18 protein-coding genes and 1 pseudogene are annotated in these 19,088 nt (G+C 70.4%); 8 read left to right on the forward strand and 11 right to left on the reverse strand.

The features are described from left to right. Window positions 1-343: hypothetical protein (locus ABT367_RS18670; RefSeq protein ID WP_352254179.1), on the reverse strand; the 343-nt coding region annotated here is incomplete at its 3' end. Window positions 344-504: 161 nt separating this feature from the next. Here ABT367_RS18670 and ABT367_RS18675 point away from each other — a divergent pair. From ABT367_RS18675 to ABT367_RS18690, 4 genes are all read left to right on the forward strand, one after another. After that, window positions 505-930, forward strand: a complete 426-nt coding sequence (locus tag ABT367_RS18675) for a hypothetical protein (RefSeq protein ID WP_352254180.1) — start codon at window positions 505-507, stop codon at window positions 928-930. A gap of 117 nt (window positions 931-1,047) precedes the next feature. Continuing rightward, window positions 1,048-1,527 carry a thiol-disulfide oxidoreductase DCC family protein gene (locus tag ABT367_RS18680; RefSeq protein ID WP_352254181.1) on the forward strand — a complete coding sequence of 160 codons (480 nt, stop codon included), beginning with the start codon at window positions 1,048-1,050 and terminating at the stop codon, window positions 1,525-1,527. A 40-nt stretch (window positions 1,528-1,567) separates the two neighbouring features. After that, window positions 1,568-2,392 (forward strand): TetR family transcriptional regulator, encoded by an 825-nt coding sequence (locus tag ABT367_RS18685; protein ID WP_352254182.1) that lies wholly within the window; start codon window positions 1,568-1,570, stop codon window positions 2,390-2,392. Window positions 2,393-2,439: 47 nt separating this feature from the next. Further along, window positions 2,440-2,619, forward strand: coding sequence for a hypothetical protein (locus tag ABT367_RS18690; protein WP_352254183.1), 180 nt, complete (start codon window positions 2,440-2,442; stop codon window positions 2,617-2,619). A 27-nt stretch (window positions 2,620-2,646) separates the two neighbouring features. Here ABT367_RS18690 and ABT367_RS18695 read toward each other — a convergent pair whose 3' ends face one another. The 3 genes from ABT367_RS18695 to ABT367_RS18705 are packed head-to-tail and all read right to left on the reverse strand — an operon-like array spanning window position 2,647 to window position 6,143. Next, entirely contained in the window at window positions 2,647-5,127 is a 2,481-nt protein-coding gene (locus ABT367_RS18695; protein WP_352254184.1) for a DUF4132 domain-containing protein, read from the reverse strand. After that, window positions 5,127-5,519, reverse strand: coding sequence for a hypothetical protein (locus ABT367_RS18700; RefSeq protein ID WP_352254185.1), 393 nt, complete (start codon window positions 5,517-5,519; stop codon window positions 5,127-5,129). The genes ABT367_RS18695 and ABT367_RS18700 overlap by 1 nt, the downstream gene beginning before the upstream one ends. Before the next feature lie 60 nt (window positions 5,520-5,579). Then, entirely contained in the window at window positions 5,580-6,143 is a 564-nt protein-coding gene (locus ABT367_RS18705) for a MarR family winged helix-turn-helix transcriptional regulator (RefSeq protein ID WP_434975490.1), read from the reverse strand. An 80-nt stretch (window positions 6,144-6,223) separates the two neighbouring features. Between ABT367_RS18705 and ABT367_RS18710 the strand changes: the two genes are divergently transcribed. Next, entirely contained in the window at window positions 6,224-7,450 is a 1,227-nt protein-coding gene (locus tag ABT367_RS18710) for an MFS transporter (protein ID WP_352254186.1), read from the forward strand. On the opposite strand, the gene ABT367_RS18715 is transcribed toward ABT367_RS18710, so the two are convergent. Further along, complete coding sequence (locus ABT367_RS18715) at window positions 7,443-9,887, reverse strand: MMPL family transporter (RefSeq protein WP_434975491.1); 2,445 nt, start codon at window positions 9,885-9,887, stop codon at window positions 7,443-7,445. The genes ABT367_RS18710 and ABT367_RS18715 overlap by 8 nt on opposite strands. 168 nt (window positions 9,888-10,055) lie before the next feature. On the opposite strand from ABT367_RS18715, the gene ABT367_RS18720 reads away from it, so the two are divergent. Further along, the gene (locus ABT367_RS18720) at window positions 10,056-10,772 is read left to right on the forward strand and encodes a response regulator transcription factor (protein WP_352254187.1); all 717 of its coding nucleotides are present in this window, start codon (window positions 10,056-10,058) and stop codon (window positions 10,770-10,772) included. Window positions 10,773-10,837: 65 nt separating this feature from the next. Beyond that, entirely contained in the window at window positions 10,838-12,235 is a 1,398-nt protein-coding gene (locus ABT367_RS18725) for a sensor histidine kinase (RefSeq protein ID WP_352254223.1), read from the forward strand. Between the two features lie 83 nt (window positions 12,236-12,318). Here ABT367_RS18725 and ABT367_RS18730 read toward each other — a convergent pair whose 3' ends face one another. The 4 genes from ABT367_RS18730 to ABT367_RS18745 form a co-directional block, all read right to left on the reverse strand. Then, a complete protein-coding gene (locus ABT367_RS18730) occupies window positions 12,319-13,692 on the reverse strand; it encodes a LamG domain-containing protein (protein ID WP_352254188.1) in 1,374 nt (457 codons plus the stop codon). Between the two features lie 431 nt (window positions 13,693-14,123). Continuing rightward, window positions 14,124-14,543: an ATP-binding protein gene (locus ABT367_RS18735; RefSeq protein ID WP_165334627.1), complete on the reverse strand. Its 420-nt coding sequence runs from the start codon at window positions 14,541-14,543 to the stop codon at window positions 14,124-14,126. A 293-nt stretch (window positions 14,544-14,836) separates the two neighbouring features. After that, complete coding sequence (locus ABT367_RS18740) at window positions 14,837-16,144, reverse strand: metallophosphoesterase (RefSeq protein WP_352254189.1); 1,308 nt, start codon at window positions 16,142-16,144, stop codon at window positions 14,837-14,839. A gap of 36 nt (window positions 16,145-16,180) precedes the next feature. Next, window positions 16,181-16,423, reverse strand: a complete 243-nt coding sequence (locus ABT367_RS18745; RefSeq protein WP_233415610.1) for an SCO4848 family membrane protein — start codon at window positions 16,421-16,423, stop codon at window positions 16,181-16,183. Window positions 16,424-16,541: 118 nt separating this feature from the next. Here ABT367_RS18745 and ABT367_RS18750 point away from each other — a divergent pair, with 118 nt between their 5' ends. Continuing rightward, complete coding sequence (locus ABT367_RS18750; protein WP_352254190.1) at window positions 16,542-17,783, forward strand: D-alanyl-D-alanine carboxypeptidase family protein; 1,242 nt, start codon at window positions 16,542-16,544, stop codon at window positions 17,781-17,783. On the opposite strand, the gene ABT367_RS18755 is transcribed toward ABT367_RS18750, so the two are convergent. Further along, window positions 17,731-18,651, reverse strand: coding sequence for a YihY/virulence factor BrkB family protein (locus ABT367_RS18755; RefSeq protein ID WP_352254191.1), 921 nt, complete (start codon window positions 18,649-18,651; stop codon window positions 17,731-17,733). The two genes, ABT367_RS18750 and ABT367_RS18755, sit on opposite strands and share 53 nt — an antisense overlap. Then, window positions 18,639-19,063: pseudogene (locus ABT367_RS18760) on the reverse strand (GtrA family protein). Before ABT367_RS18760 ends, ABT367_RS18755 begins: the two are co-directional and overlap by 13 nt. Window positions 19,064-19,088 lie beyond the last annotated feature (25 nt).

The following is a 19,088-nucleotide window of genomic DNA, read 5'->3' on the forward strand; positions in this document are numbered from 1 at the left end:
CCGGGTCGCGGCCCGACCGTTCGTCGCTCAGGTACTCGCCGCAGCCGAAGACCGCGCCGAGCGTGGCCATCAACGCGGCCACCACGGCCGATTCCCGGGAGCCGAGGCCGAACGCGAGGGACCCGACGATCCCCGCCGCGAACAAGCGGTTCATCACGTGGGTGGCGCCGAAGTCCTCGCTCCAGCCGTCGGGCACGGGCAGGAACACGGCCACGACGGCGAGCGCCACCACGGCGCCGAGCAGGGCGGCGAACGGCAGCGGGGCGAGCGGCCTCGCGGCGGACCTTCCCGGAGTGTCCGGCTTCGTGCCGCGCGGCGGATCGCGCCGTAACCAGTGCCTCATGTGCCGCCTCCCCGTAGCGCCCCATGTCCCGTTCCGGGGACGCCCGTTGGTGGCCGAAGGGTTCCTTCCGCGGCGGTGCGATCTCCGGCTTGAACATGTTCAAAACCAGCGCTACAGTCATGTCCACAAGGTTTTGAACACGTTCAAGGGAACGGGGAACCATGGACCTCACAGTCGTCGCCTACGTCGTGTACCTGGCCATCAGCATCGGGCTGACCGTCTGGGTCGCCCGCACGCTCGGCCGCAACGGACGGATCTTCCTCAGCGACGTACTGCGGGGGAACGAGAAGCTCGCGGACGCCGTGAACCATCTGCTCGTCGTGGGCTTCTATCTCGTCAATCTCGGGTTCGTCGCGCTCTATCTGAACGCGGACAACCTGATCACCGACGCGCGGGGGATCTTCGAGGCGCTGTCGGTGAAGCTCGGGGTGGTGCTGCTCGTGCTGGGGGTCATGCACCTCGGCAATGTCTGGATCCTGAACAAGATCCGGCGCCGGGGAATCATGGAGCGCGAGCAGGTTCCGCCCGTACCGCCGCAGGGGTTCAGCGGCGACCAGGGTGCGTGGGCGGCACCCACGGGGGCCTGAACGATGGGGACCGTTCAGGGAACGGGGGGCCGGGGCGTTGCTCCGGAGCAGGGGGGCCGGGGCGTTGCCCCGGAGCAGGGGGGCCGGGGCGTTGCCCCGGAGCAGGGGGGCCGGGGCGTGGCGTACGCCCCGGTCCGCCGGCTGACCGTCCTGTACGACGCGGAGTGCCCGCTGTGCAGGCATCTGCGGAACTGGCTGGTGAAGCAGCGGCAGTTGGTGCCGCTCGATCTCGTACCGGCCGGGTCGCAGGAGGCGCGGCGGCGCTTCCCGGGGATCGATCACGGGCGGACGCTGGACGAGATCACCGTCGTGGGGGACGGCGGCCAGGTCTACCTGGGGCCCGCGGCCTGGGTGGTGTGTCTGTGGGCGCTGGCCGAGCACCGGCCGATGGCGCACCGGGTCGCCTCGCATTCGGGGGCCAGGTTCGCGCGTGCGGTGCTGCTCGCCGCGGCCAAGTACCGCGAGGGGCAGCGGCGGCCCGAGGGCTGGCAAGGCGGCGTGTACCGGCGGGCCGACGGGTGGACGTACCACCCTCAGCACGGCTGGTCGTATGCCGGGCCGGAGGCTTGTGACTCGGGACGCTGTCCGACTGGTTAGGCTCGGGGACCGTGCCAGCGTGCCAGCAGGGAAAGCGAGCGTGAACGTGTCGTCGGAGCCGGGGCCCGCGCCCAAGGAGTCGGGGTCAGCGAAGGAGTCGGGGTCCGCGCCCAAGGAGTCGGGGTCAGCGAAGGAGTCGGGGTCCGCGCCCAAGAGTGAGCAGACGCGGACGCTGATTCTGGAGACCGCCATGCGGCTCTTCCAGGAGCGTGGTTACGACAAGACCACGATGCGGGCGATCGCCAAGGAGGCCGGGGTCTCCGTAGGCAACGCGTACTACTACTTCGCCGGCAAGGAGCACCTGATCCAGGGCTTCTACGACCGGATCGCCGCCGAGCACCAGGCCGCCGTACGGCCGGTGCTCGACCGCGAGACGGATCTGGAGGCGCGGCTCTCCGGGGTGCTGCGGGCGTGGCTCGACATCGCGGAGCCGTACCACGAGTTCGCCGCGCAGTTCTTCAAGAACGCCGCCGATCCCGACTCCCCGCTCAGCCCCTTCTCCGCCGATTCGGCACATGCGCGCGAGGCCGCGATCGCCGTGCACCGCGAGCTGCTCGCCGGATCGAAAGCGAAGATCCCGGACGAACTCAAGGACATCCTCCCGGAGATGCTCTGGCTCTCCCAGATGGGCCTCGTCCTGTACTGGGTCTTCGACCGCTCCCCCGGACGCGAGCGCTGCTACCGGCTCGCCGACCGGGGCGCCAAGCTCACCACGCGCGGCGTGGCCCTGGCCCGCTTCCGGGTCCTGCGCCCGCTCGTGCGCGAGGTCCACGAACTGTTCGTCGACTTCCTGCCCGGGATGACGGACGAGGACTCCTCGGACACCGCGCCCGGACCCGGCAAGCCCGGCCTCAGCAAGAGCTGACCCGATCAGCGGGCCGGCTCCGGCCCGACTGAAAGGTCATCTCGACGATGCTCATAGCCGTACTTCTCTTCCTGTTCCTTGTCGCCCTCGCCCTGGTGGCGATCGGCGCGCTCTGTGCCACGCTCGTCCGGATGGCCGGTGCGGGCACCGGCTGGACCATCGCCGTGGCCCTCTTGAGCCCGCCGGTCGCCTTGTCCCTCCTCTTCCTGATCCTGGCTTCGCGATGAGGCGTCCACGAGAACGCTGTCCAGAGGTCAGAGCTGGCTGAGGATCGTCGGGTCGGTGATCTCCTTGTCCTTCGCGAGCAGCATCGCCTTGCTGAGGATCACCGACAGGACCCGGTCGCCCTCGAAGGGCAGATAGCCGGTGCCGGCCGGATCGCCCGCCGAGGCGCCCTTGGGCACGATGCACAGGTACTGGTCGTTCGGGGTCCGCAGGATGTTCCCGGACCCCAGATGGATCTTGTACGTGTGCAACTCGCCCTTGACGTGCAGGAACCGGCCCTCGAGCGTGCACCGGTCCGCGATCGCCAGCCTCGGTATCAGACGGGTCAGGAGCCGGCGGCGGGTCTCGGCGCTCGCGTTGAGCTCGCCGAAGCTGTACGTGCTCCAGTACTCCTGGAAGCGGCCTTCGGGGCCGCCGTCCTGCCAGGTCGGATCATTGCCGACGCTGGCCACGCCGACGAACAGGTCGACGTCGCGCAGGACTTCGCTGAGCGCGAGTGGCGGTATTCCGGTGAGGGGCAGCGGGTCGACGGGGTCACGGCCGTCGCGCAGCCACATGCGGTACTCGCCGCCGTAGCAGTGCGCCGAGTTCTCCGGTGCGTCCAGCGGATAGAAGCGGACCTGGTCGGTGCTCAGCCGGAGGTAGCTGCCCGAGTCGGTGGTGTCCACGCCGTAGTTGTCGCCCACGCCCTCGATCCAGTACTCGGCGCGCAGGCCCCACTGCGGCAGTTCGCGCATGGCCGGCGGGGCCTCGTCGTCGACGCACAGGCGCAGCTTGTTGCGCCAGCCCCGTACGGCCGCGAGCGCGTGGAACTGGTGCTGGCGCAGGATGTGGGCGGCGAAACGGTTGGAGTACGTGCCCGTGTTCCGCTCGGCGTCGGTCAGCAGGTACACCTCGCGGTGGGCCTGCTTGAACGGCTGGGTGATGCCGTGCCGCTCCAGCCAGTCGCGCCAGGCGACGATCTCGGCGGGCTCGTGGTGGATGGGGTGCCACAGCTCGACGTTTCCGCCTGTGGTGACCGGGTCGTCGGTGAGCGTGCGCAGCTCGCCGTCCGCGTACCCGACGGGCCGTCCGTCGACCGTCCACAGGAGGCGGCGGGCGAGGGTGCCGACGAGCGGGTGGTCGAGGTAGTGGGTGCGCCACTTCTCGTACGGCCAGACGCGGCGCGCCAAGAACTGCCGGTCGAGCCGCTCGGTCTGCGCGCCGAGCATCTTGTCGATGTCCTTGACGGCGGCCTTGAGCTCCTTGAGCTCGTCGGGGTGGTCGCGCTTGACCTGGGCGGGCGGGGCCTTGACCGTTTTGCCGGTGACGTTGCGCCACGTGAGGGTGGCTTTGGATCCGGTGACCGTCAACTCTGCGGTGCAGTCCCCCAGTCGGTGTTCGCTTCGGCCGACCTCCGTGAGTCCGTACGCCGGCACGGCGAGCTCCTCGATCTCCTCACGTGTGAGGCCGAGGGCCGTCGCCCGCTGGTCGAGGCCGCTGTTGAGGATCTTCAGGGTGCCCTTGTACGTGACGCGCGTGGCGAGCCGGGCCAGTTCGGCGAGGGCCGCCTCGCCGTCGGAGCGGGTGAGCGCGACGACGCAGGCGTTGGCGACCTTGGGGTTGCGGGGGCCGATGCCCGGGACCTTGCGCAGCGAGGTCTCGGCGACCCGGCCCAGCGCGCGGGCGGTGTCGCGGTCCCCCGGCAGCAGGGAGAGCGTCCAGGCGAGGCCGCGGAGGGCGTCGGCGTTGTACGGGTCGAACTCTTCGTTGTGGGGCCGGTACTGGTCGTCGGTGAAGAGCTGCGTGCGGGGCCGGCCCACGAGAGCGAGCCAGGCGGTGATGCGGGTGCGCACCTCGTCGAGCGGCAACCGCTCCAGCTTCTGCCGGGCGGCCTTCTCCCACTTGACGGAGGGCTGCGCACTGGTTGCACCAGCCGCGTGCCGCACGAGGGCGTGCCAGTGCCCGCCGGCCTCGGCGAGGTCCTCGAGCGCCTGGTCGGACCATGCCTCGCCGGGGTTGAGCACCGGGCCCGTCAACCCGGTGAGCAGCCGCTTCAGTTCCTTGTCGGCGTAGTAGCCCTGCGTGGCCGAGCGGCGCATCGTGGCCACCACGGCGTCGGGGACCGCGCGGCCCGCGTCCAGCTCGGCCCGCACCAGGCATACGAGCTCCGAGCTCGACCAGGTGGAGTGCATCCTGGCGTACTCCTGAAGGCGGTTGATCCGCGCAGGAGTCATCGCCAAGTTCTCGGGGAGGTCCCGGCTGACGACGGCAGCGAGTGTGGCGATGTGGCTCCGCACGATGGGCCCGTCTCCGCCCTGCTCGTAGCGGTGCGCCCAGGACTTGGCAAGGCGCCGTCTGCTCTCCTCGGGGAGCTCCCGCACCAGGTCGAGGAGCTCGGCCGCCTCGCCGTCCCAGCGGTTGTCGCGCGCGCCCGCGAGCCTGACGAGGTGCTCGGAGAGCCCGCCCATGTCGTCGTCGGCGATGAGCTGACGGACCTGCCGCACCTGCTCCCGTACGTACGGCATCATCAGCCGCCCACCAACGGCACAAGCTTCAGGAACGTGACCTCGACCCCGAGCCTGAGCTCGATCTCCTCGTCCAGCTCCTCCACCTGCCGGTCCCCGATCAGGACCAGGAACCCGTTCCGCCCGAACGCCTCCACCGCGCGCTCGAACTGCCGCTCCGGATCGATCCGTCGAGGCGTCTTCAGCGCGTACCCGTTCAGCGTGCGCTCCGTGTCCGTCGGCTGGACGAGGCCGCGGAACACTCCGGGCGACGCGGCGTGGTACTCCGCGACCTCCTGGAACACACGTCGCCGGATCACCTCGCGCAGCGTGAGCCGCTCCTCGGTGATCTCGATCCCCCACGCCTCGGCGCGCTCCCCTGCTGTCGTCTCATCGACGAACGTCAGTCTCCCCATGCCCACGGAGATTAGAGGGCGGCACTGACAACCCCTCCCACCAGGGAAGTTGAGGGCCCCTCACGCCTTCCAGTGCGCCCCGCCGTCCCGCTCCGCCTCCACCATGATCCGCCGCAGCATGTCCGAAAGCTGGGCCAGCTCCCGCTTGGACAGCACTCCGAGCAGCCGGGACTCCTCGTCGCCGAGCATGTCCATCGCGCCCAGCCACGTCGCCCGGCCATCCTCGGTGAGCTCGACGTCGACCCGGCGGCGGTCGCTCTTCGACTGCGTACGGCGGATGAGGCCGCGCTTCTCCAGGCCGTCGAGGCGGCCGGTCACCGAGGCGGGCCTGAGGTCGAGGTCCGCCGCAAGCTCCGAGGGCGTCGCGCGGCCCGAGCGGCCGGCCAGTTTGTGCAGGGTGTCGAACTCCTGCCGGTCCAGGGCGAAGTCGACCAGGGACTGCTCGCGCACCCGCATCAGATGTACGGAGAGCTTCTTCATCCGCGTCACCGCGCCCTCGACATCCGGGTCGAGCTCGGGCAGCACGGGCATCCACCGCGCCACGTGCCCGTCGGTCCAGTCCTGCTCACGCTCCATTTCGGCGCCCTGCTCACGCGTCCTGCCGGCGTCCCGCTCACGCTCCATGCCGCTCAGCGTACGCCGCAATCCTTCGCTGCCAAATATTTCGTTGACGAATAGTTTGGTACCGAAATACATTGCATGTCATGTCGCATCCCCTGCGCACCCTCAACTTCCGCCTGTTCTTCGCGGGTCGCTCCCTCTCCCTCATCGGCGACGCGGTGATCCCCACCGCGCTCGCCCTCGCCGTACTCGAGATCAGCGGCTCCCTCTCCGCGATGGCGATCGTGCTCGCCTGCGCGATGGTGCCCAAGCTGGCGCTGCTGCCGATCGGCGGTGTGGCGGGTGACTGGTTCCACGCCCGGACGGTCGCCCTGATCACCGACGCCGTCAGGGCCGCAAGCCAGCTCTTCGTCGGGTTCGAACTGCTCGCGGGCGATCCGCACTTGTGGCAGATCGCCCTCGCCGAGGCCATCGGCGGCGCGGCCTCCGCCTTCGCCATGCCGACGGTGTCCCCGCTGATCACCGGCACGGTCGAACGGGACCAACTGCACCGCGCCAACGCCCTGTTCGGCATCGTGCACAGCTCAGCCCGGTTCGGCGGTCCGGCGCTCGCCGCGCTGCTCGTGACGCTCGCCGGGCCGGGGCTCGCGTTCGTCCTGGACGGCGTCTCGTTCGCCGTCAGCGCCCTGCTCCTCACCGTCACCCGCGTACGCAACGTCCCGGTCGAGCGCCGCTCGCTGCGCGCCGACCTCGTCGAGGGCTGGCAGGAGGTGCGCCGCCGCGACTGGTACTGGACCAGCCTCATCGGCCACTCCGCCTGGAACGGCGCCGCCGCCGTCCTGATGACCATCGGACCCGGCCTCGCGGTCCGCGAGTTCGGGGGTCCGGCCGCCTGGGTGTGGCTGCTCCAGGTCGGCGCCGGCGGGCTGCTGCTCGGCTCGCTGCTCGCCGCGCGGGCCAGGCCGCGGCGGCCGATCCTCACCGCCAACCTGGGCCTGGCCACGTACGCCCTGCCGCTCATGCTCTTCGCCGCGGGCGCGCCCGCCCCGCTGGTCATCGGTGCGTACGGGATCGCGCAGGCCGGGCTCGGCTTCCTCAACCCGGTCTGGGAGACGGCGGTGCAGCAGGCCATCCCCGAGCAGACACTGGCCCGCGTGGTCTCGTACGACTGGCTGCTCTCACTCGGCGCCATGCCGCTCGGCTACGCGCTCGCCCCGCTCGCCGCCGGTCTGTGGGGACCCGAGGCGCCGCTGTGGATCGCGGGCGCGGTGGTGGCGGTGGCCTGCGCCGGGACGGCCCTGGTCCCCGGCGTACGGGATTTCCGTGCCCGTACACCGGAGGCCAAACCTGTTCCCCAGACGGTCAGTTGACCGCGTCCACCTGCTCCTCCCAGGCCAGCTCCACGTCGTACACCAGAGGATCCTCGCCGATCATGACGTGCCGCGCGCGGGGGGCGAACCCGGTCGCGGTCACGGCGAGGAGGTACGAGCCGGGGCCGGGGGCGGCCAGGATGTACGAGCCGTCGGCGAGCGAGTCGACGCGGTCGAGCTGGCGGCCGCCGCGTGAGACGAGGGTGAGGACCGCGTCCGCGACCGCCTCGCCGTCCGGGGTGCGCAGGAAGCCGTGGACGGCGGAGGCGCCCCCTGTGCGCTGGGCGGGAACCGCGGCGTCCACGGACTCCACGGGAGCCGGCACGTCCTCCTTGGGCTCCACCGCCAAGTGCGGCAGCCGCTTCTCCAGCCAGTCCGGCAGCCACCAGTTGGACCGACCGAGCAGATGCATCGCGGCCGGGACGAGCGCCGTACGCAGGATGAACGCGTCGAGCGCGACCGCCGCCGCGAGCCCGATACCCGCCATCGCTCCCTCCATGTCGCCGCTGAGGACGAACGCGGAGAACACACAGATCATGATCAGGGCGGCGGAGTTGATGACCCGGCTGGTCTCGGCCAGACCGACCCGTACCGCGCGCGCGTTGTCCTTCGTATGCACCCATTCCTCGTGCATCCGGCTGACCAGGAACACCTGGTAGTCCATGGAGAGGCCGAAGAGCAACGAGAGCATGATGACGGGCAGGAAGGCGGTGATGGGGCCTTCCTTGCCGAGGCCGAGCGCCTCCGCGCCCCAGCCCCACTGGAAGATCGCCACCAGGACGCCGAAGGACGCGGCCGCCGCGACGAGGTTCATCACCGCGGCCGTCAGCGGCACCACGAGCGAGCGGAACGCGATCAGTAGGAGCAGGAAGCCGAGGCCGATGATCGCGCCGACGAAGAGCGGGATTCGTTCGCCGGTGACCGCCGCGAAGTCCTTGAACACGGCCGTGACCCCGCCGACATGGGTCTCCGTGCCCGCCGCCGGGATCACGTCGTCGCGCAGCCGGTCGATCAGTTCGTCCGTCTCGACGGACTGCGGCGAGGTGGTCGGGACGACCTGGATCACCGAGACATCCGAGCCGGCCGGCACCGGCAGCTGTACGGCCGCGGCGACGCCCTCGGTGTCCTCGACCCGTTCCAGAAGCCCCGTGTCGCCGCCCTGACTGACCAGCTGAAGCGGCCCGTTGAAGCCCGGGCCGAAACCTTCCGCCAGCAGGTCGTACGCCTGGCGTGTGGTGGTCGACTCCTGATGGTTGCCCTGGTCGGTGGCGCCGAGACGCAGGGACAGGACCGGGATCGCCAGCGCCGCCATGACCACCACGGCCAGGAACGCGATGGACCGCGGCCGCTTCTGCACGAACCCGGACCAGCGCGCGGCCGCTCCGGTCACCTCGTCGGACTCCGGCCCGTTCGCGGCCAGTTTGCGCCGCTGCCGCCTGCTGAGCACCTTCGGACCGAGCACCCCGAGCATCGCGGGAAGCAGCGTGGTCGCGGCGAGGACGCTCATCACCACGGTCAGGGAGGTGCCGATGACCACGCCGTCGAGGAAGCGCATGTTCATCACGAGCATGCCGGCGAGCGCGATGCACACCGTGCCGCCCGCGAACAGCACCGCGCGCCCTGAGGTGTTGAGCGCGGTGACCGCCGACTCCTCGGGGTCGAGGCCGCGCTGGATACCGCGCCGGTGCCGGGTCACGATGAACAGCGCGTAGTCGATCCCGACGCCGAGCCCGATCAACGAGCCGAGCAGCGGCGCGACTTCCGGCACATCGGTGACATGGCTGAGCAGCGAGGTGCCCATCATCCCCATGCCCACGCCGAACACGGCCGTGACAATGGGAAGCAGCATCGCGAACAGCGAGCCGAACGCCAGGAAGAGCACGATCGCGGCCGCCGCGATGCCGACCATCTCCGCGAGCCCGGTCGGCGGTTCCTGGATCCGAGTGATCGCCTGCCCGCCCAGTTCCACCTGCAACCCGTCGCGCTCCGCGTCCTGAGCGGTCTCCACGACGTCCTCGACAAGCGCCTTCGGTACGGCGTTGGCCTGCTCGGCGAAGGTCACCTGCGCGTAGGCGGTGCGCCCGTCGCGGCTGATCTGCGTCGCGCCCTGCTCCGTGTACGGGGAGGAGACCTCCCCCACGCCCGCCATCGCGCCGATCTCCTTCAGCGCGGGCTCGAGCCGCTCCCGTACGGCGTCGTCGCGCACCGAACCCTCGTCGACCTTCCACACCACGGTGTCCGTGTCGCCGGCGGCCTGCGGGAAGGCCTCGGTCATCAGGTCGTACGCGCGCTTGGAGTCCGTGTCCGGGAGGCTGAAGACATTCGCGTAATCCGTGCCGGCCTGCGAACCCGCGGCCCCGACACCGAGCAGAGCTCCCACCCACAGTACGAGGACCACCAGGCGGTGCCGATAGCACCACCGTGCCAATGCAGCCACGATTCCTGCCCCTTCATCGGTCTGTATCGGTACTGGTAGGTCGTCCCCCTGGGCCACGCCTCAGAATTGCGGCCGCCACGCGTGTGTGGTGCGTCGCGGCCATGACTCTCAAGGAACTCCAAGGCTCGGCCCGGTCCCTCGTACAACGAGCCGACGGATACTTGGGTCATGAACGCCGGGGAGGAAGTGGGCAGGGGCGCGGTCGTACTGGTGGTCGAGGACGAACCCTCCATAGCCGACGTCCTCGCCATCGCGCTGCGCTATCACGGGTTCGAGGTGGTCTGGGCGAGCTGTCTGCTCCAGGCACGCGCCCGGATCGAGGAGCGGCGATTCGACGCCGCGCTGCTCGATGTGATGCTGCCGGACGGCGACGGGCGCGCCTTCGGGCGTGAACTGCGGGCCCGGCACCCGGAGACGGCCGTGGTGTTCGTGACGGCGCGCGACGCACCGGCCGAGATCGTGGGCGCGCTCGGCTTCGGCGACGACTACATCACCAAGCCGTTCCACATCGACGAGGTGGTCGCCCGGCTCACCGCCGTCCTGCGCCGCACCCGGCCGGCCGATGTCCTGCCGGCCCACCCTCCCCTGCGATACGGGAACCTCGAACTCGACGAGACCACGTACACCGTGCGCTGCGCCGACCCGACCCGCGGCGAGGTGCAGCTGACGCCCACCGAGTACGCGCTGCTGCGCTTCCTGGTGCGCAACGGCGGCCGGATCGTGCCCAAGGAACAGCTCCTGCGCCACGTATGGCAGTACGAGCATCAGGCCGAGTCGACCGTCGTCGAGACCTACATCAGCTATCTGCGGCGCAAACTCGCCCCGCTGGGCCCGCCGTTGATCACCACCCGGCGCGGCGTGGGCTACGGACTGGCGGACGCGTGAAGCCGGTGCGTCGCGAGCGCAGGCGCCATCACGGCACCAGGACGCTGCGGGCCAAGCTCACCGCGATGAACGTGGTGGTGCTCGCGCTCGGCATCGTGGTGGCCACCGCGGTGAGCATCATGGCGATGCGGCACTATCTGCTCGACCGTATCGACTCCGAACTGGTCTCCTCCCGTACGGCCTTGGAGAACACCGGCTTCACCCGCGAACAGATCGACGCGCTCAGCGCGATCGGCTCGCTGCGCGACGATCTGCTGCTCGCGGACGCGGCCGGGACACTGCCGCGCCCCGAGACGGTGTTCGTCGCGGTGGACGGCGAGTGCCGCCCGGTGACCTTCGCGGGGATCCCGCCGACCGCCAGACAGCGGGAGCTGGCGTCGGCGGTCGACGATCCCCACGGCCTCTCCGCCTCCGACGCCGTACGCGAGGTGCACTTCGGCGGGGACGAGTTCCGTGCGGTGGGCGCGCGGCTCGCGGACGGCACGGTGGTGCTCATGGCCACGTCCATCGAGGCGGTACGGGACGGGGTGACCAAGAGCCTCAAGGTCGATCTGGGCGTCGGTGCCGGGCTGTTGGTGCTGCTCGGGGTGCTCACGCTGATCGGGGCGCGGCACCGGCTGCGCCCCCTGGAGGACATGGTCGAGACGGCGTCCGCCATCGCGGAGGGCGACCTCACCCGGCGCGTACCGGCCCGCAAGGACCCGGTCCTGGAGATCGAACAGCTCCGTCTCGCCCTCAACTCCATGCTGCACCAGGTCGAATCGGCCTTCGAGACCCGTGAACGCAGCGCCTCCCAGCTGCGCCGCTTCGTCGCGGACGCCTCCCATGAACTGCGTACTCCCCTTTCGGCGATACGCGGCTACCTCCAGCTGTACGACAAGGGGATGCTCCGCGAGCCGGCCGAGCGGGAGCGGGCGGGGCAGCGGGTGCGCTCGGAGACCGACCGGATGAGCCGCCTCGTCGACGAACTCCTGACGCTCGCCCGCCTCGACCAGCAGGCCGAACTGGTCTTCCGCGAAGTGGACCTGAGCCGTCTGGTGCGCGAGGCGGCTCAGGACCTGCGGGTGCAGGAGCCGGAGCGTCCGATCGCGGTGTCGGCCGACGGCGCGGTGCTCGTGCACGCCGACGAGACGGGGCTGCGCCAGGTGGTGGGCAACCTGCTGGCCAATGTGCGGACGCATACGCCGGGTTCGGCCGCGGTGCGCGTCTCTGCGGGCCGGTCGAACGGCCGGGTCCACCTCACCGTCGCCGACGAAGGGCCCGGCCTCGCCACCGAGGACGCGGCCCGCATCTTCGACCGCTTCTTCCGAGCGGGAAGCGGCGCCGGAAGCGGACTCGGAATGGCCATCGTGCAGGGCGTGGTGCAGGCACACGGCGGGGAGGTGACGGTGCGTACGGGGCCGGGTGAAGGGCTGGAGGTGACGGTGCAGCTCCCTTCCAGGCAGTGCGCGAAGGAGGTGTGACGGTCGGGGTGGGAGCGCCCATGGCCGGCACACCAGTACCCGCCCGAGTGGTGGGCAGCCGCAGCCGCCCACCACTCCTGGCGTCAGACGCCCACCTCGGTGTCGATCTGTGCCGAGCTCGCCATCGCACCGGACCACAGCCGCAGCTCGGTGATCCTCGCGGGCAGGAAGTGCTTCCACTCGCCCCCGGCGAACGCCTTGCCGACGGCGAAGCCACCGCTGCCCGCCTCGGCCGTGAACGCCTTTGCAACGCCCTGCCGGCTGTAGCCGATGTAGAGACTGATCGTTCCGTCGACGGAGTCGTGCACACCCGTCAGGCGTGCCGCACCGTCCAGGCGTACGACCTGCTCGGATGTCACCGAGGAGAACGTGCCGTCCGTGGTGAGCCGGCCGAAGTGCCACAGGCCGACAGGCACCTGGATCTCCTCCATCGTCTCCTCGTCCAGGACCGTCTCCGTGCCGACGTACTCGAACCACAGCCCCCACGACGAACCGTCCGCGGAGCGCTGCCCCAGGACCTGTCCGATGAAGCCGACGTCCTTGGTCAGCAGTGCCTGCTCGTCGAGCTCCACCCGCGTGGTCACAGTGAAGGAACCGGTGTCGTCCACCAGCGGCCCGGCCGCCGTCGCGGCATCGTCCACGCCGTCCAGGACGATCCGCCCCTCGGCGACCGCGGCTCCGCCCTCCAAGGAGAGGGACTTGCCGTACCCGGAGGTGGTGTCCTCGATCGACGTGCCGTTCGCCCGGGCAGCGGAGAAGTCAGCCACCAGCTCCACGGCCGCATGGGTCCCGTTGACCATGGTGCGGGCCTCGTTCTGGACCTCAGTCGTCGTCAGAGCGCGCCCCCACACGACGGGCTCGTCGATCGAGCCCCGCAGATAGTCCGTGTACTCGCCGCCGTGCAGGGCGCGACCGATCTGCAGCGGACCGTTGGCGTCCCAGCCGGCTCCGGCGGCGGTCGTGCCCTGCAGCACGCCGTTCACGTACAGGCTCACCTGCTGGGTCGACACGTCGTGCACCCCGGCCACATGGGTCCAGACACCGCGCGGTGACGGCCGGGGGGACGTCACCTCGTGGGTGGCGCGATCGTCCGAGACCACCCGCATGCTCCAACGACCGTCGCCCGCCGCGTCGTACGACAGCGAGAACGGGCTGGACTTCTCGGCGGACCGGTTCCCGGTCGCGCTCTGGCTGAGTGCCGTCACCGTGCCGTCCGCCTCCGGATCGATGCGCACCCATGCGGCGACCGTGTACGACGACTGTGTGCTCAGCACCGGACCATCCGTCTGCGCGAAGCCCGAAGTCCCGTCCAGGGAAAGCCCCTTGTCGGTCACCGGCTCCTTGAGCGGCGCTCCGGCGGCATCGCGCGTGATGAGCCCGCGGCGGCCTCGTTCGTCGCGCACAGCACCGCCGTGCAGCGTGGCGTCATCCTGGCCGTCGGCCACGGCGGCGTCCACCGCCACACCACTGCCCTCACCAAAGTGCCAGCGCCCTACGGGGCCTTCACCGGCAGCGAGGCTGGATACACAGCCGCCGGCCACACACGAGGTGGAGGGGCTGCCCAGCTCGATCCGCGGAGGTTCCGCAGCGGCAACCGAACTGCCGGCGCGCTTGTCCATCTGAGTGGCCGCCAGCGCTGCCGGAGACTGGATCAGTGCGGTCGACAGCAAGGCCGCGCATGCGACGCCCGCCACTGCCGAAGCCCTTCGCCAGGACCCACTTCTTCGCTGTACGCGGGCATGACGATGCCCCCGGTTGAACTCCACAGTCCCCACCCCAGAGTTGTTGAACGCTCACAAGTGGCAAGAGTTAACGCCACGCCCGACCGGCCAGTCAACGGAAATGCGTCCCGCCCCGCTCTCGGTGGGAGCGATGCGGTGAAGGGCCGTTACGTCTCCTCGGGCCTCACCGCCGTGGCCACCAGCGCCCACACCGTCTTCCCGTACCGCCCCCGCTGCCACACGCCCCAGGTCTCCGCCACCGAGTCCACCAGGCGTATCCCTCGGCCGTGCTCCGCGAACGGGCCGTCCTGCGTGCGCAGGACCGGTTCTGCGGGGGATTCGTCCGAGACCTCGATCAGGCAGGAGCCGTCCGCGAGGACCGTCACCGCGACCTCGAACTCGCGCTCGAGGACCGGGCCGTGGCGCACCACGTTCGTGGCCAGTTCCGAGACGAGCAGGATCGTGTCGGCCACCGCCCCGTCCTCGCCGCTGTGCCCCCAGGCGGCCAGATGGTCGCGGACCCGCAGCCGGGCGAGGCCCACGGACGCCGGGTGCCGGGGCAACCGGAACGCATGGCGCCGTAACACTTCCTCCACCTCCGGCCACCCTGCACGCACGGGATCCGCACAAGATGCTGCGCTGTGCGGGGCGGGGTTGTCACTGGTCAGCCGCGGTGACGGCCCCTTTTGGCCATCAGGCCTATGCCAAGGAGCCGGGGCAGAGCGGGACGAGCGGCCCAAGTCACCCGTTCAACTCGTATGGTTCCGGCCAAGTGACGCGCAACGACGCCCGGCTTCCTGGCCGAAAACCGCCTGCGTGTTCCGGGCGGCTGCGCGGACGGCTGCGAAGCTCGGGTCCGCCGCGAGGCGGGCGTTGCGGCTCAGGCCTGCTTCGAGGCCAGGGTGACCACAGTGATGTCCGACGGCGCCCCCACACGCACCGGCGGCCCCCATGCCCCGGCACCGCGCGTGACGTACAGCTGGGTGTCGCCGTAGCTCTCCAGACCGGCGAGCGTGGGGTTGGCGAGATCGGCGATGAAGTTGCCGGGCCACATCTGGCCACCGTGCGTATGGCCGGAAAGCTGGAGGTCGACGCCGTGTTCGACGGCGTCATGGATGACCACCGGCTGATGCGCGAGCAGCACCGAGGCCCGTGAGCGGTCGCGGTCGCCGAGCGCCTTCACGAAGTCCGGGCCCTGGCCCTCGCTCTCGCCGGCCACGTCGTTGACGCCCGCGAGATCGAAGCCGTCGATCTCGACCCGGGCGTTCTCCAGCGGGTGCAGACCGAGTTCGCGTACGTGGTCGACCCACTGCTGCGCGCCGGAGAAGTACTCATGGTTGCCGGTGACGAAGAACGAACCGTGGCGCGAGCGCAGTTGGGCAAGGGGCTCGGCGGCCGGGCCGAGATCCTCCACGCTGCCGTCGACGAGATCGCCCACGACGGCGACCAGATCGGCCTGCGTGGAGTTGATGGTGTCGACGATGCGCCGGGTGTGGGCGCGGCCGAGCACCGGCCCGAGGTGGATATCGCTGACGACGGCGATACGGAAGCCGTGCGCGGCGCGCGGCAGTTTGGCCAGCGGCACGGTGAGGTGCTTGAGCTTCGGCCCGCGCAGGACGCCGTACGTCCCGTACCCGACGGTCGCCACCGCGGCGGTCGCCGCGGCTCCGCCGATGATGCGGGAGACGAAGAGGCGGCGGGAAGGGGTCGCGAGCGCCGGCTTCTCAGGCTCGGGCGCACGGTCCGCGACCGGAGCGGCCACCTCACCGCCACTGCCCGAACCGCCGCCTTCTCCCCCGACACCCACTGCTTCCCGTACGACCGAGGTCTCCGCCTCGGGCACCGACACGGGGTCCGCCGCCGCATCCCGCTTCCGCAGCCACCGCAGGAGCAGCGGCCGGACCGCCTCGCCCACCAGAAGCGACAGCGTCAGATAGATGAACAGCGCCATCCACAGATACCCGGGCCAGGCGAACACCTGCTGCAGCCCGAACGGCAGCCCGGCCCGCGCCCCCGCGAACGCCGCGACCATCAGGACCAGCACCGTGACGAGCGCCGCCGTCCCCGCCTTGCGGGCCGTGGACCCGGGCGTGGTCGTGTCGCGCACCAGGCGTCGCCACAGGTAGTAGTGCAGCCCGAGAAGGGCGGAAAAGGCGGCGAGACCCGCCAGCACGAAGAGGACGATCACCGCTGCTGCTCCCTGTCGATTCCCCGCTGCGGGCCGCTATGACGTGCGGCGCAATGCGCGTACGCCACGGAACCCGATGACCCCTACGACCGTCCCCAAGGCAAAGGACACCACGGCGAGCAGCAGATGGACCCAGAAGTAGCCGGTCGGGTCACCCGCGTCGTCGAACGCGAGACCGCTTCCGTCCTTGACCAGGTTCTTGACGAAAGTGACCCAGATGATCCACGACCACACGCCGAAGGCGAGCAGGAACCAGGAGACCGGGCGGCTGAGCTTCATACGCCCAGTATCGCCGTCCTCCCTTCGGGACCGGTGGGCGGGTGGTCCGAGTGATCCCGGCCAGACACAAGGGGCCTCGGTACGCGCTCGTACAGCTACGCCCTGTACGTTCTCGACCGTGCCTGCCATGAAGAAGACCGTACTAACGGTCGTATGCGCCAGCTTGATGACCATGTCTGCCCTCGCACCGGCCGTCGCCGACGACAAGCCCGGCAAGAAGGACGACAAGGCCAAGCCGCCCGCCGACATGTCCATGGTCGGCGGTGCCCAGCTCGGCAAGGCGGGCACCCAGGTCAACCTCGGCCCCGGCGCGCCGGTGCTGCCCAAGGATCTGACGGGGCGTTCGTGGATCGTCGCGGACGCCGAGTCCGGCGAGGTCCTCGCCTCGCACAACGCGCACTGGCGGCTGCCGCCCGCGTCCACGCTGAAGATGCTCTTCGCGGACACGGTGCTGCCGAAGCTCCCCAAGGACCAGGTCTACAAGGTCAAGGACGCCGACCTCGCGGACGTCGGCGCGGGCTCCAGCCTCGTGGGCGTCAAGGAGGACCACACCTATTCGGTGCACGACCTGTGGCTCGGGGTGTTCCTCAGGTCGGGCAACGACGCGGTGCATGTCCTTTCGTCGATGTACGGCGGTGTCGACAAGGCCGTCGCCGACATGCAGACCCACGCCGACGAACTGCAGGCCCTCGACACGCACGTGGTCAGCCCCGACGGTTACGACGCCGCGGGCCAGGTGTCCTCCGCGTACGACCTGACGCTGATCGCGCGCTCCGGGCTGCAGAAGGCGGACTTCCGCGAGTACGCGGCGACCGCGACCGCGGACTTCCCCGGCGAGGGCAAGGGCAAGAAGCGTGAGAGCTTCGAGATCCAGAACACCAACCGCCTGATGACCGGCGACTACGGCCTCAACCCGTACAAGGGCATCGCGGGCGTCAAGAACGGCAATACCACCCACGCCGGCGCCACCTTCACCGGTGTCGCGGAGCGCGGCGACAAGGTGCTGCTCGTGACCGTGATGAACCCCGACTCCGACGAGCAGAACGCCGTCTACCAGGAGACCGCCCGGCTCTTCGACTGGGGCTTCAAGGCCGCGGGCAAGGTGACCCCGGTCGGTGAGCTGGTCCGGCCGCGCAGTGCGGAGGGCTCCGGCAACAAGGGTGCGGCGGCCCCCGAGAAGGGGAAGGCGGAGGGCTCGCTTTCGAGCACCGCGACCGCCGCCGCCGATGAGGGCTCCAGCGGCGTGGGGATCGCGCTCGCGGTCACCGGCGGTGTGCTCGCGCTGATCGGTGCGGGTGTGTTCGTGGTCAACCGCCGCTGGCCGCTGCCCGACCTGGTGCGGCGTCTCCCCCGCCGCTGAGCGGCGTCGGCTCGGGTGCCTTCTTGCTCTGTGTCGCCGTCCAGGCGGCGCAGAACAGGAGCAGTTTCGCGGTGAAGTTGATCCACAGGAGCAGCGCGACCGGAACGCCGAAGGCGCCGTACATGGACTTGGCGGCCACGCCCTTCATATAGCCGCCGATCAGCAGCTTGAGCAGTTCGAAGCCGATCGCTCCGATCAGCGCGGCGACGAAGAGACGGCGCCGGGGCGGCTGCGCCCCGGGCAGCAGCGTCAGCAGGTAGAGCAGGATCAGGAAGTCCGCGAGCACCGCGAACCCGAACACGACCACGAGCAGCAGCCAGCCGATCCAGCTCTGGTCCTCCAGGCCCACCGCCCGTGTCAGCCAGACCGCGGCGGTGGAGCCGACGGCGGAGGCGGCGAGCGAGAGCAGACCGGTCAGGCCGAGGCCGGCCAGGATGCCGGCGTCCTTGAGCTTGGCCATGACGGGGTTCTGATCCTCGTCCTCCTTGCCCCAGACCGCGCGCAGGCAGTCCCTTATCGAGCCGACCCAGCTCACGCCGGTGACCAGGAGCAGTACGCCCGCGATCACGCCGACGGTGCCCGCGTTGGAGACCAGCTCGCCGATGTCCAACTGGTCGGAGATCCCCGGGATCTGATCGCTGATCTTGTCCTGGAGGTCCTGCTGCTGCCGCGTGGAGAGGGTCGCGGCGGCGACCGCCGCGAGGAGCGTGAGCAGCGGGAACAGCGCGAGGAAGCTGTTGAACGTCATCGCGCCCGCGAGCCGCGCCCAGTGCGCCCGGTCGAGGGTCTCGTACGAGCGGTAGGCGTGGGTCGTCATCAGACGCTCCACGAGCGGCCCGACGACGGGCAGTTTCTTCAGCCAGTCCATGTCCTCAGGCCACCTTCTGCGTACGGAACACCAGGGTGCGGGTACCCCAAAAGCGCAGGACAGTCGCCAGGGCCATGCCCACACCGGCGCCGGAGACGGTGTCGGCGCGCTGGGAGGTGAGGCCGAGCCCGTAGTGCGAGACCGCCAGGCAGAGCAGCTGGACCAGGGCGCCCGCGATGTTGACCGCGAAGAAGATCGCGTACTGCCGCATCCGGGAGACACCCGGGGTGCGGCGGCGGTACGTGCCGAGCGCGTTGCCCGCGTACGCCACCGAGCAACCGGCCACGAACGAGAGCGCCTTGGCGGTCAGCGGGTCCCAGCCCAGCGGTCCGCGCAGCCAGATGAACAGGCCGAGGTCGGCGGCGTACGCGCAGATACCGGCGGCGGCGAAGCCGAGCAGCTCGGGGCCCATGGCGCGCAGACGCGTGCGCAGTTCG

The organism is Streptomyces mesophilus (assembly GCF_040300965.1).
Taxonomy (GTDB): Bacteria; Actinomycetota; Actinomycetes; order Streptomycetales; family Streptomycetaceae; genus Streptomyces; species Streptomyces mesophilus_A.